Origin of the sequence: Asanoa sp. NPDC049475 (assembly GCF_040676915.1) — a bacterium.
Classification (GTDB): Bacteria; Actinomycetota; Actinomycetes; order Mycobacteriales; family Micromonosporaceae; genus Asanoa.
In genome coordinates this window covers 733,611-746,405 of sequence record NZ_JBFAPY010000003.1, presented here as the reverse complement: position 1 = coordinate 746,405, position 12,795 = coordinate 733,611, and the positions used below count along the sequence as shown (strand labels likewise).

10 protein-coding genes are annotated in these 12,795 nt (G+C 69.5%); all 10 read left to right on the top strand.

Going from position 1 to position 12,795, the window contains the following annotated elements:
• The 10 genes from AB0J88_RS14655 (at position 1) to AB0J88_RS14610 (ending at position 12,787) form a co-directional block, all read left to right on the top strand.
• On the top strand, positions 1-2,439 hold the full coding sequence (locus tag AB0J88_RS14655; RefSeq protein ID WP_364344810.1) for an NADH-quinone oxidoreductase subunit G: 2,439 nt from the start codon (positions 1-3) through the stop codon (positions 2,437-2,439).
• On the top strand, positions 2,436-3,824 hold the full coding sequence (gene nuoH, locus AB0J88_RS14650; protein ID WP_364344813.1) for an NADH-quinone oxidoreductase subunit NuoH: 1,389 nt from the start codon (positions 2,436-2,438) through the stop codon (positions 3,822-3,824). The genes AB0J88_RS14655 and nuoH overlap by 4 nt, the downstream gene beginning before the upstream one ends.
• A gap of 1 nt (position 3,825) precedes the next feature.
• Positions 3,826-4,407 (top strand): NADH-quinone oxidoreductase subunit NuoI, encoded by a 582-nt coding sequence (gene nuoI / locus AB0J88_RS14645; RefSeq protein ID WP_089252457.1) that lies wholly within the window; start codon positions 3,826-3,828, stop codon positions 4,405-4,407.
• Entirely contained in the window at positions 4,404-5,165 is a 762-nt protein-coding gene (locus AB0J88_RS14640) for an NADH-quinone oxidoreductase subunit J (protein ID WP_364344817.1), read from the top strand. Before nuoI ends, AB0J88_RS14640 begins: the two co-directional genes overlap by 4 nt.
• On the top strand, positions 5,162-5,461 hold the full coding sequence (gene nuoK / locus AB0J88_RS14635; RefSeq protein ID WP_089252461.1) for an NADH-quinone oxidoreductase subunit NuoK: 300 nt from the start codon (positions 5,162-5,164) through the stop codon (positions 5,459-5,461). Before AB0J88_RS14640 ends, nuoK begins: the two co-directional genes overlap by 4 nt.
• A gap of 13 nt (positions 5,462-5,474) precedes the next feature.
• Positions 5,475-7,394 carry an NADH-quinone oxidoreductase subunit L gene (gene nuoL, locus AB0J88_RS14630; protein ID WP_364344820.1) on the top strand — a complete coding sequence of 640 codons (1,920 nt, stop codon included), beginning with the start codon at positions 5,475-5,477 and terminating at the stop codon, positions 7,392-7,394.
• Between the two features lie 2 nt (positions 7,395-7,396).
• A complete protein-coding gene (locus AB0J88_RS14625) occupies positions 7,397-8,932 on the top strand; it encodes an NADH-quinone oxidoreductase subunit M (protein ID WP_364346074.1) in 1,536 nt (511 codons plus the stop codon).
• Positions 8,929-10,491: an NADH-quinone oxidoreductase subunit NuoN gene (gene nuoN, locus AB0J88_RS14620; RefSeq protein WP_364344823.1), complete on the top strand. Its 1,563-nt coding sequence runs from the start codon at positions 8,929-8,931 to the stop codon at positions 10,489-10,491. Before AB0J88_RS14625 ends, nuoN begins: the two co-directional genes overlap by 4 nt.
• A gap of 127 nt (positions 10,492-10,618) precedes the next feature.
• On the top strand, positions 10,619-11,635 hold the full coding sequence (locus AB0J88_RS14615; RefSeq protein WP_364344826.1) for a polyprenyl synthetase family protein: 1,017 nt from the start codon (positions 10,619-10,621) through the stop codon (positions 11,633-11,635).
• A 357-nt stretch (positions 11,636-11,992) separates the two neighbouring features.
• Positions 11,993-12,787, top strand: coding sequence for an IclR family transcriptional regulator C-terminal domain-containing protein (locus AB0J88_RS14610; protein WP_364344829.1), 795 nt, complete (start codon positions 11,993-11,995; stop codon positions 12,785-12,787).
• The last annotated feature ends 8 nt before the right edge of the window (positions 12,788-12,795 follow it).

The window sequence follows — 12,795 nt, the reverse complement described above, 5'->3', positions numbered from 1 at the left end:
ATGACGGATGTAGCCAAGAAGGCCGACGAGGTCACGCTGACCATCGACGGCGTCGAGGTGACCGCGCCGAAGGGGACGCTGCTCATCCGCGTCGCCGAGCAGCTCGGCATCGCGATCCCGCGGTTCTGCGACCACCCGCTGCTGGCGCCCGCGGGCGCCTGCCGGCAGTGCCTGGTCGAGGTCGAGGGGCAGCGCAAGCCGGTCGCCTCCTGCACCCAGGCGGTCGCCGACGGAATGGTGGTCAAGACCCAGCTCAGCTCTCCGGTCGCCAAGAAGGCGCAGGAGGGCATCATGGAGCTGCTCCTGATCAACCACCCGCTCGACTGCCCGATGTGCGACAAGGGCGGTGAGTGCCCGCTGCAGAACCAGGCGATGTCGACCGGCCGGGCCGACTCGCGGTTCCACGAGCACAAGCGCGAATACCAGAAGCCGATCAACATCTCCTCGCAGGTCCTGCTGGACCGCGAGCGGTGCGTGCTCTGCCAGCGCTGCACCCGGTTCTCCGAGGAGATCGCGGGCGACAAGTTCATCGACCTGATGAACCGCAGCAGCAACGAAGAGATCAACGTCTACCGCGACGAGGTGTACGACGCGGCGGCCGGCGACGAGGCCGAGGGCGACGTTCCCTTCAACTCCTACTTCTCCGGCAACACGGTGCAGATCTGCCCGGTGGGCGCGTTGACCGGTTCGCAGTACCGCTTCCGCTCCCGGCCGTTCGACCTCGTGTCGAGCCCGTCGACCTGTGAGCACTGCGCCTCGGGCTGCAGCATGCGCACCGACCACCGGCGCGGCAAGGTGCTCCGCCGGCTGGCCGGCGACGACCCGGCGGTCAACGAGGAGTGGAACTGCGACAAGGGTCGCTGGGGCTTCCGCTACGCGACCGCCACCGACCGGCTCACCACGCCGCTGGTCCGCGACGCGGCCAGCGGCGAACTGCGCGAGGCGTCCTGGAGCGAGGCGCTGAGCGTCGCCGCCGAAGGGCTGCGCACCGCGCGCGACGGTGCGCACGGCGTCGGCGTGCTGACCGGCGGCCGGCTGACCGTCGAGGACGCGTACGCGTACGCCAAGTTCGCCCGGGTCGCCCTCGGCACGAACGACATCGACTTCCGCTCGCGGCCGCTCTCGACCGAGGAGACGGAGTTCCTGGCCTCCTCCGTGGTCGGCACCACCGATGTCACCTACTCCGACATCGACACGGCGCCGGCGGTGGTCATCGTCGGGCTGGAGCCCGAGGAGGAGTCGCCCATCCTCTTCCTCCGCCTGCGCAAGCAGTTCACCAAGCGCAAGCTGCCGATCTACGCGCTCTCGCCGTACGTGACGCGGGGCCTGGAGAAGCTCGGCGCCAAGGTCGCCCGGATCATCCCGGGCGAGGAGGCGCGGGTCCTCGCCGAGCACGACGTGGTCGCCGAGGCGCTCAAGGCGCCGGGCGCGCTGCTGCTCGTCGGCGAGCGGCTGGCCTCGGTGCCCGGTGGCCTCTCGGCCGCCGCGGCGCTGGCCGAGCGCACCGGCGCGAAGCTGGCGTGGGTGCCGCGGCGCGCGGGTGACCGCGGCGCGGTCGACGCGGGCTGCCTGCCGAACCTGCTGCCCGGTGGCCGGCTGGCCGTCGACGCGGCGGCGCGGGCCGAACTGGCCGGCGCCTGGGACGTGGCCGCGGGAGTGATCCCGAGCCAGCCCGGCCGCGACACCGACGCGATGCTGGTGGCCGCCGCCGGTGGCCGACTCGGCGCGCTGGTCGTCGCCGGCGTCGACCCGGCCGACCTGTCGGACCCCAAGCTCGCCGAGCAGGCCCTCGACGCGGTGCCGTTCCTGGTCAGCCTCGAGGTCCGGCTCAGCGCGGTCAGCCGCCGGGCCGACGTGGTCTTCCCGGTCTCGCCGGTCGCCGAGAAGGCCGGCAGCTTCCTCGACTGGGAGGGCCGCCTGCGGACCTTCGAGGCGGTGCTGCCGACCGAGTCGATGAACGACGGCCGGGTGATCGACGCGCTCGCCGCGGCGCTGGGCGTCACGCTCGGCACCGGCGACGTCAACACGGTCCGCCGCGAGCTCGGCGGCCTCCCGGTGACCCGGGCCGACCGCCCGCACGCTCCGCTGCACGAGCCGACCGACGTGGTCGAGCCCGGCGACGGCGAGGCCGTGCTGGCGACCTGGCACCAGCTGATCGACCTGGGCAGCCTGCTCGACGGCAACGAGGAGCTCGCCGGCACGGCCCGGCCGCCGGTGGTCCGGCTCGACAAGGCGACCGCCGAGGCGATCGGCGTCGCCGACGGCGAGGCGGTCACGGTCGGCACGGGCCGCGGTGCGGTGACGCTGCCGGCGATGATCACGGACATGCCGGCCGGCGTTGTCTGGCTGCCGACCAATTCGCCCGGTTCGACCACTCGGCGGACGCTCGGCGTCACCTCCGGCGCGGTCGTCTCGATCTCGGCTGGAGGGGTTCGATGACGCCTGCGGTGTATCTCGCGCAGGACCCGACGCTGTCCGACTTCGGGCACGATCCCTGGTGGATCGCGCTCATCAAGATTGTCTTCGCGTTCGTCTTCGCGGTGCTCGCCACGCTGCTCGGCGTCTGGTTCGAGCGGCGCGTCGTCGGCTTCATGCAGGTGCGGCCCGGCCCCAACCAGGTCGGCCCGCTCGGCCTGCTGCAGACGCTGGCCGACGGCCTGAAGATGGCCTTCAAGGAAGACATCCTGCCGAAGGCCGCCGACAAGGTCGTCTACTTCTTCGCGCCGACGATCTCGGTGATCTGCGCGGTGACCGCGCTGGCGGTCATCCCGTTCGGCCCGATCGTGAGCATCTTCGGGCACCAGACGCCGTTGCAGGTCACCGACGTCTCGGTGGCCGTGCTGGTGATCCTGGCCGCGTCCTCGATGGGCATCTACGGCATCGTGCTCGGCGGTTGGGCCTCCGGCTCGACGTACCCGCTGCTCGGTGGCCTGCGGTCGAGCGCCCAGATGATCTCGTACGAGGTCGCCATGGGCCTGTCGATCGTCGCGGTGTTCATGACGGCCGGCACGATGTCGACCAGCGGCATCGTCGCGGCCCAGGCCGGCAGCGACCGGAGCGCCTCACTGGGGGGCTTCGAGTTCTTCGCACCCGGCTGGTACGCGATCCTGCTGCTGCCGAGCTTCATCATCTACTTCATCTCCGCCGTCGGTGAGACCAACCGCGCGCCGTTCGACCTGCCCGAGGCGGAGTCCGAGCTGGTCGCCGGCTTCATGACCGAATACAGCTCGCTGAAGTTCGCGCTGTTCATGCTCGCCGAGTACGTGAACATGGTGACCGTCTCGGCGGTCGCCACGACGCTGTTCCTCGGCGGCTGGCGTGCGCCCTGGCCGATCAGCATCTGGTCCGGTGCCAACGAGGGTTGGTTCGGCATGATCTGGTTCTTCGCCAAGGTCATCCTGCTGGTCTTCGTCTTCGTCTGGCTCCGCGGCACGCTGCCCCGGCTGCGCTACGACCAGTTCATGCGGCTCGGCTGGCGCGTACTGCTGCCGATCAACCTGGTCTGGATCCTCGCGCTGGCCGGCATCCGCGTCCTCCAGAAGGAGAACAGCGACGCCGTGCGCTGGGGGATCATCGGCGGCGCCCTGGTCGTGGTCCTGCTGATCACGCTGCTCTGGCCGGACCGCAAGAAGCAGCCGCAGGTCTCGCTGCAGGAACAGGTCAACCAGCGGCCGCAGGGCAGCTTCCCGCTCCCGCCGATGGACCTCGTGGTGCCGCCGAGCCCGCAGGCCCGGCGCGGGGTGGCGGAGCGGCAGCCGGCCAACGTGGGCGGTGGCGCACCCGACGTCATCGAGTCCACCACGTCCGAAGAGAAGGAAGGCTGAGATGGGCGCCATCACGGGCACGTTCAAGGGCTTCGGCGTCACGTTCTCGCACATGTTCCGCAAGATCGTGACGACCGACTACCCGTTCGAGCCGGCTCCGGCGGCACCGCGCTACCACGGCCGACACATCCTCAACCGGCACCCGGACGGGCTGGAGAAGTGCATCGGGTGCGAGCTGTGCGCCTGGGCCTGCCCGGCCGACGCGATCTATGTCGAGGGTGGCGACAACACCGACGAGCAACGCTTCTCGCCCGGTGAGCGGTACGCCAGCATCTACCAGATCAACTACGCCCGGTGCATCTTCTGCGGCCTGTGCATCGAGGCGTGCCCGACCCGTTCGCTGACCATGAGCAACGAGTACGAGCTCGCCCGCGACTCCCGCCAGGACCTGATCTTCACCAAGGAGCAGCTGCTCGCGCCGCTGCTGCCCGGCATGGAGCAGCCGCCGCACCCGATGCGGCTGGGTGACACCGAGAAGGACTACTACGTCGGTGCGCTCACCAACCCGGGCACCTCGGCCGGAGCCGAAAAGGCGCCCTGGTCGGAGACCGGCACCAAGGACGCGACGGGAGAAGCGTCATGAGCAACATCGCGTTGGCGGCTACCGTCACGACGGGTGAGGCGGTGACCTTCTGGATTCTCGCCCCGCTCGCGCTGCTCGGCGCGATCGGCATGGTGGCCGCCCGCAACGCCGTGCACTCGGCGCTCTGGCTGGTGCTGACCATGCTCTGCCTGGGCGTGTTCTACGTCGTGCAGGCCGGTCCGTTCATCGGCATGGTGCAGATCATCGTCTACACCGGCGCGATCATGATGCTGTTCCTGTTCGTGCTGATGCTGGTCGGCCGGGACGCGTCGGACTCACTGATCGAGACGCTGCGCGGCCAGCGCGTCGCCGCGGTCCTCGTCGGGCTCGGCTTCGCCGGCCTGGTCGGCACGCTGGTCGCCCGCGCGGTCGGCGACACCACGGCGGTGGGTCTCGAGGCCGCCAACCGCGACGGCAACGTGCAGGGCATCGCGGCACTGCTGTTCACCAACTACGTCTTCGCGTTCGAGGCGACCTCAGCGTTGCTGATCACCGCGGCGGTGGGCGCGATGGTGCTGGCGCACATCCACAAGCCGAAGAGCGAGCGGCTGGCCCAGCCGGATCTCATGCGGCTGCGCTTCCGCGCCGGCAACCACCCCGGGTCGAAGGCCGGCCCCGGCGTGTACGCCACCTCAGACTCGGTCGCCACCCCGGCGCGGCTGCCAGACGGCACGCTCAACCGGGCGAGCATCCCCGAGATCCTCCCGACGCGTGAGCTCAGCCCGCGCGAGACCGCCCCGAAGGGCACCGAGAAATGAACCCGAGCTACTACCTGGTGCTGGCCGGCATCCTGTTCACGATCGGGGCCGTCGGCGTGTTGATCCGCCGCAACGCGATCGTGCTCTTCATGTGCATCGAGCTGATGCTCAACTCGGCCAACCTGACTCTGGTCACGTTCAGCCGGATCAACGGCAACCTCAACGGCCAGATCATCGCGTTCTTTGTCATGGTCGTCGCCGCGGCGGAGGTCGTGGTCGGTCTGGCGATCATCATGACGATCTTCCGGACGCGGCGCTCGGCGAGCGTCGACGACGCGAACCTGCTGAAGTACTAGAGGGGCCGCATTCGTGGAACAGACGATCGAGTACGCCCACGCGACGGGCGTACTGGGCAGCGTATGGCTGCTCATCGCCATCCCGCTGGTGAGCGCGGCGGTCATCCTGCTGCTCGGGCGGCGGAGCGCGAAGTTCGCGCACTGGCTCGGCACAGCGGCCATCGGCTCCGCCTTCGTGCTGACGTTGATCTACTTCTTCTCGCTGCGCGACCAGCCCAACCGGGAGGTGGAGCGCAACCTGTGGGAGTTCATCTCGGTCGGCAACCTCAAGGTTGACATCGGTCTGCTGTTCGACCCGCTGGCCGCCGTCTTCTGCCTGCTGATCACGGGTGTGGGTTTCCTGATCCACCTGTACGCGGTCGGCTACATGGCGCACGACGACCGCCGGCACACCTTCTTCGGCTACTTCAACCTCTTCGCCGCCGCGATGTTGCTGCTGGTTCTCGGCAACAACTACGTGATGCTCTACCTCGGCTGGGAGGGCGTCGGCCTGGCGTCGTACCTGCTGATCTCCTTCTGGTACACGCGTCCGGCCGCGGCGACCGCGGGCAAGAAGGCGTTCCTGATGAACCGCGTCGGCGACGCCGGCCTGGTCATCGCGATCTTCACGATGTTCGCGTACCTCGGCTCGACGAACTACGAGGACGTGTTCAACGGCGTCGGCGGCCTGTCGTCGACCGTCGTGCTGCTGATGGGCCTGCTGCTCCTGCTCGGCGCGACCGGCAAGTCCGGCCAGTTCCCGCTGCAGGCGTGGTTGCCGGACGCGATGGAGGGCCCGACGCCGGTCTCGGCCCTGATCCACGCGGCCACGATGGTGACCGCGGGCGTCTACCTGATCGCCCGGTCCAACGCGATCTTCTCGGCCAACGAGGTGCTGCAGACCGTCGTGGTCAGCGTCGGCGCGCTCACGCTGTTGATCGGCTGCATCATCGGTGCGGCCAAGGACGACATCAAGCGCGTGCTGGCCTGGTCGACGGTCTCGCAGATCGGCTACATGTTCCTCGGCGTCGGCCTGGGCGGCGGAGCGTACGCGCTGGCGATCATCCACCTGCTCGCGCACGGCTTCTTCAAGGCCAACATGTTCCTCGGTGCCGGCTCGGTCATGCACGGCATGAAGGACCAGGTCAACATCCGCCGCTTCGGCGGGCTGTGGAAGCTGATGCCGTGGACGTTCGGCACGTTCACCGCGGGCTGGCTGGCGATCGTGGGCTTCCCGGGCTTCTCCGGCTTCTTCACCAAGGAGCCGATCATCGTCGCCGCCTTCGAGCGGGAGGGCTGGACCGCCTGGCTGTACGGCTGGGCCGCGCTGCTCGGCGCCGGGCTCACCGCGTTCTACATGACGCGGCTCTGGGTGCTCACCTTCCTCGGACCCAAGCGGTGGACCGAGGACATCGACCACCCGCACGAGTCGCCACCGATCATGGTCGGACCTCTGGTGCTGCTCGCGATCGGCTCGGCGATCGCCGGTGGCCTGATGGCCACCCCGGTCGCCAAGTGGCTCGAGCCGCCGCTGCCGCCCGAGGCCGAGGGCCTGCACCCGGTCATGTCACACGGGCTGATCACCGCGCTCTCGCTGGTGCTCACGTTCGCCGGCATCGGCCTGGCCTACCTGCTGTTCCGCCGCGGCACCGCGATCGTCGAGCAGCCGGCCGGTGTGGTCGTCACCGCGGCCCGCCGCAACCTCTACGCCGACGCCTTCAACGAGATCGTCTTCGAGAAGCCCGGCATCTTCCTGACCCGCGCGCTGGTCTTCTTCGACAACCGGGGCATCGACGGCGCGGTCAACGGCCTCGCGGCCGCGGTCGGCGGCGGCTCCGGCCGGTTGCGCCGGCTGCAGACCGGCTTCGTCCGGTCGTATGCGATGTCAATGATGGCCGGCGCGCTGCTCGTGGTCGCCGCGTTCGTCGCCGTGCAGATGGGATGGCTGAGCTAGCGATGCAGGACTTCCCGTACCTAACGGTGCTGACGGGGTTGCCGCTCCTCGGAGCGATCGTCGTCTGGTGCCTGCCCAAGTCCAAGCCGGAGCTCGCCAAGCTCGTCGCCCTGGCCTGGTCGCTGGTGGTCTTCGTGCTGTCGGTGGTCATGTGGATCGCCTTCAGCGCGGGCGGCGAGCGGCTCCAGCTCCGCGAGTCGTACCAGTGGATCCCGACCTGGGACGCCCGGTTCACCTTCGCGGTCGACGGCATCGCGCTGGTCATGCTGCTGATGGTCACGGTGCTGGTGCCGATCGTGATCCTGGCCTCGTGGCACGACGCCGACAAGAGCCGGCGCAGCATCCCGACGTACTTCGCGCTGCTGCTGGTCCTCGAGTTCACGATGATCGGCGTCTTCGCTGCCGCCGACGTCTTCCTGTTCTACGTGTTCTTCGAAGTCATGCTCGTCCCGATGTACTTCCTGATCGGCAGCTTCGGCGGGCACCAGCGGCAGTACGCGGCCGTCAAGTTCTTCCTGTACTCGCTGGTCGGCGGCCTGTTCATGCTGGCCGCGGTGATCGGCCTGTGGGTGGTCGGCGGACACACCTTCGACTGGGTGGCGCTGACCAACAGCGACTTCGCCACCAACACCGGTCGCTGGCTGTTCCTGGGCTTCTTCATCGCCTTCGCCATCAAGGCGCCGTTCTTCCCGTTCCACACCTGGCTGCCGGACGCCGGTGGCGCAGCCCCCGCGGGTGCCGCCGCGCTGCTGGTCGGCGTGCTCGACAAGGTCGGCACGTTCGGCATCCTGCGCTACTGCCTGCCGCTCTTCCCGGAGGCGTCGCGCTGGTTCGCACCGTGGGCGATCGCGCTGGCGGTGATCGGCATCATCTACGCGGCGCTGCTGGCGATCGGCCAGAACGACCTCAAGCGGCTGGTGTCGTACACGTCGATCGCGCACTTCGGCTTCATCGGCGTGGGCATCTTCGCGTTCACCACCCAGGCCGGCACCGGCGCGGTGCTCTACATGCTCAACCACGGCCTGGCCACCGGCCTGCTGTTCCTCGTGGTCGGCATGCTGGTCGCCCGCCGCGGTTCCCAGAACATCCGCGACTTCGGCGGCGCCGGCAAGCTCGTGCCGGTGCTGGCCGGCGTGCTGTTCTTCGCCGGTCTGGCCTCGCTGGCCCTGCCCGGCACGGCGCCGTTCGTCTCGGAGTTCCTGGTGCTGATCGGCACCTTCACCGTCAACAAGCCGGTGGCGGTGATCGCGACGCTCGGCATCATCCTGGCGGCCGCGTACGTGCTCTGGATGGTGCAGCGGACGACGCAGGGCAACCTGAACCCGGCGCTGCTCGAAGAGCCACGCATGCGCCGTGACCTGACGGTGCGGGAGAAGCTCGTGGTCGCACCGCTGATCCTGCTGATCCTGTTCCTCGGCTTCTACCCGAAGCCGGTGACCGACGTGATCAACCCGGCCGTCCAGGCCACCATGCAAGACGTGGGCAAGTCGGATCCGGCCCCCATCTCCGGCACCACCACGGAGGCAGCAGTCAAATGACGATCAAGTTCCCCGGCATCGACTACGCCGCGATAGCGCCGCTCCTCATCATGTTCGGCGTGGCGGCGCTCGGTGTCCTCGTCGAGGCGTTCGTGCCGAAGCGCAGCCGCCACCTGACCCAGCTCGTGCTGGCGCTGGCCGGTCTGGTCGCGGCCCTGGTCGTTCTGGTCACCCAGGCGGAGACGCGGGTGGTGACGGCCGGCGGCGCGATCGCGGTCGACGGTCCGGCGCTGTTCCTGCAGGGCTCGATCATCGTGCTGGCCATCATGGCGGTGCTGCTGATCGGTGAGCGGTCGCTGGAGAAGGGCGGCCCGTTCGTCGCCCAGGCCGCGATCACGGTGGGCTCCGAGGAGGACCGCAAGCAGGCGGCCCGGGCCGACGGCGCCACCGAGGTCTACCCGTTGGCCACGTTCGCCATCTTCGGCATGATGCTCTTCGTCTCGGCGAACGACCTGCTGACGATGTTCATCGCGCTCGAGGTGCTCTCGCTGCCGCTCTACCTGATGTGCGCGCTGGCTCGCCGCCGGCGCCTCGTCAGCCAGGAGGCCGCGCTCAAGTACTTCATGCTCGGCGCGTACGCGTCGGCGTTCTTCCTGTTCGGTGTCGCGCTGGTCTACGGCTTCACGGCGTCGGTGGAGGCGGCCCCGGGGCGGCAGGCTGGCGGCGTCGACTTCGCCACCATCCACGCCGCGGCGACCGCTTCCCCGGCCAACCGCGCGCTGCTCTTCGCCGGCCTGGCGATGATCGCGATCGGCCTGCTCTTCAAGGCGGCCGCGGCGCCGTTCCACGTGTGGACGCCGGACGTCTACCAGGGCGCGCCGACCCCGGTCACCGGCTTCATGGCGGCCTGCACCAAGGTCGCCGCGTTCGGTGCCCTGCTCCGGATCCTCTACGTCGCGTTCGACGGTGCGCGCTGGGACTTCACCCCGGTGCTCGGCGCGATCGCGATCCTGACCATGCTGGTCGGCGCGGTGCTCTCGGTCACGCAGACCGACCTCAAGCGGCTGCTGGCCTACTCGTCGATCGCCAACGCCGGCTACCTGCTCGTCGGTGTGCTCGCCGGGGTCCGGGAGGGCATCTCGAGCACGATGTTCTACCTCGTGGCGTACGGCTTCACGGTGATCGCCGCCTTCGCGGTGGTGACGCTGGTGCGCGACGCCGACGGGGAGGCCACCCACCTGTCCCGCTGGGCCGGCCTGGGCCGCCGCTCGCCGGTGTTCGCGGGTGTCTTCACGTTCATCCTGCTGGCCTTCGCCGGCATCCCGCTCACCAGCGGCTTCATCAGCAAGTTCGCCGTGTTCGGTGCGGCGCTGGACGGTGGGCAGACCTGGCTGGTGATCGCCGGTGTCGTCACGAGCATGATCCTCGCGTTCCCGTACCTGCGCGTGGTGGTCATGATGTGGCTTTCCGAGCCGGGTGAGACCACGCCGACGATCGCCGTGCCCGGTGCGCTGACCGCGGCGGCTCTGGTGATCGGTGTGGCCGCGACGCTGGTGCTCGGTGTGGCGCCGGCACCCCTGCTCAACCTGTCCGACACCGCTGGGCAGTTCATCCGATAATCCCGGTTTCCTTGGGTGGGGGTCGCTTTCGCGGCCCCCACCTGCTTTTTTGGGTTGCCACGCCGGTGCTGGCCGGGTACCTCCGCGCGCTGAGTCGATTTCGCGGTGTGGCATCGTGGGTTACGTGGTGAGGGGGGCGCAAGAGCTGACGTCGATCGGGCTCGACTTCGTCGATCCAGAGGTCGAGGCGTCGGCGCGTGAGGTCCTGGCCGCGGTCGAAGACGAGTTGCGTGCGTGCGTGACGAGTGCCGACCCGATGGTCACGGAAGCGGCGCGGCATCTCGTCGAGGCGGGCGGCAAGCGGTTCCGGCCGCTGCTGGTCGCCCTCGGCGCGCAGTTCGGTGACCCGACGGCGCCCATGGTGGTGCCGGCCGCGGTGGTGATGGAGCTGACGCACCTGGCGACGCTCTACCACGACGACGTGATGGACGAGGCGCCCGTGCGGCGCGGCGTGCGCAGTGCGAACTCGCGGTGGACCAACTCCGTGGCGATCCTGGTGGGCGACTACCTGTTCGCCCGGGCCGCCGATCTGGCCGCCGACCTGGGCACCGAGGCCGTCCGGCTGCAGGCGCGCACGTTCGCCCGGCTCGTGCACGGGCAGATCGCCGAGACGGTCGGTCCGCGGTCCGGTATGGACCCGGTCGCGCACTACCTCGACGTGCTGGCGGAGAAGACCGGCTCGCTGATCGCGACCTCGGCCCGGTTCGGCGGCATGTTCGGCGGCGCGGGTCCGGAGGCCACGGAGGCGCTGGCCCGCTACGGCGAGAAGATGGGCATCGCGTTCCAGCTCTCCGACGACCTGCTCGACATCGCGTCCGAGTCGGAGCAGAGCGGCAAGACGCCCGGCACCGACCTGCGCGAGGGTGTGCCGACGCTGCCGGTGCTGTTCGCGCAGGCCTCGGACGACACGTCCCCGGCGGCCGCGCGGCTGCGCGAGATCCTGGCCGCCGGCCCGGTCACGGACGACGACCTGCACGCCGAGGCACTGTGCCTGCTTCGCGAGTCCTCGGCGATGAAGCAGGCTCGGGAGACCGTGCGCAGTTATGCGGAGGAGGCGCGGGAGCGGCTCGCGCCGTTGCCTGACAACCCGACCCGCGCGGCTTTGGAGTCGCTCTGCGACTTCATCGCGGACCGCACCGGCTGACCGCCGGCTTGGCGGCGGTCGCGGGCTTGTTGGCGGCCGCACCCGCGGCGGTTGCCGCCTTGGCGGAGCCGCTGCCCGTCGCGCTGACAGTAAAGGGCCGGTGACCGACGGCGAGGCTGGCAGCGACGCGTCAGCGAGCGGTCTCCGGCGGGAGCGACGGTCAGGTCCACCGCGAACCCGGGACATCTTGATCTTGCTCTTGATCGGTCAGCTGTCCGACAGAGCGAGTAGAGGAAACTCCGCGTATCGGGCGCATTGACGCTCCGTGTCGAGAAATTTGGCGTTCTCGATACCAACAGGCATTTCGCGGACGGGAGCTTTTTCATATGGTGTAAGCCCCGGCCCGCGGAGGTGGGTGTGCGCGACCCTCTGGCAGAACCATCGGATCTGATCCGCAGCGTGTCCCGCGCCCTACGCGTGCTGGAAGCGGTGGGTCGAGCGCCGAAAGGGCTCACCGTCAAACAGGTCGCCCGCCGGTGCGAGCTCACCGTCGCGACTACCTATCACCTCGTGCGGACGCTGGCCTACGAGGGCTACGTCATCCGTCGGGAGGACGGCACCTACATCGTCGGGCTCGAGGTCGCCGATCGTTATCGCGAGCTCGTGGCCGCGTTCCGTGGGCCGCCCGCGGTCGGTGACGCGCTGCGCAAGGCGGCCGTCGACACCGGCTACAGCCATTTCCTCGGCCGATTCGTCGGCGGGCAGGTCGCCATCACCGCGTCGGCGGAGGGACCGCGGTCACCGTACCTGGAGGAGATGGTCCCTGGTTTCGACGAGGGAGCGCACGCGACGGCGCTGGGGAAGGCCCTGCTGGCCACGCTGACGCCCGATCAGCGGTTCCGCTACCTCCGGGAATACGGCATGCGGCCGTTCACGCAGCAGACGCTGACGACGACCGAGGCGTTCGAGAGCGACCTGGCCGCCGGCGAGCGCCGCGGCATGCACCTCGAGATGGGGCAGTACCGACCCGGCGTGGCCTGCGCCGCGGTCATCGTCTCGCCCGACCGCGACATGGAGCGGCGGGTGGTGCTCGCCTGCGCGTTGCCGGCCGCCGAGATGATGACGTCGGCCCGCGTGGTCCGGGCGAAGCTGCTGGCGGTCGCCCGCACGGTCTCTGACGCGTTGGGTGCACCGGAAAACGGAAACGGCTGAACCGCTGC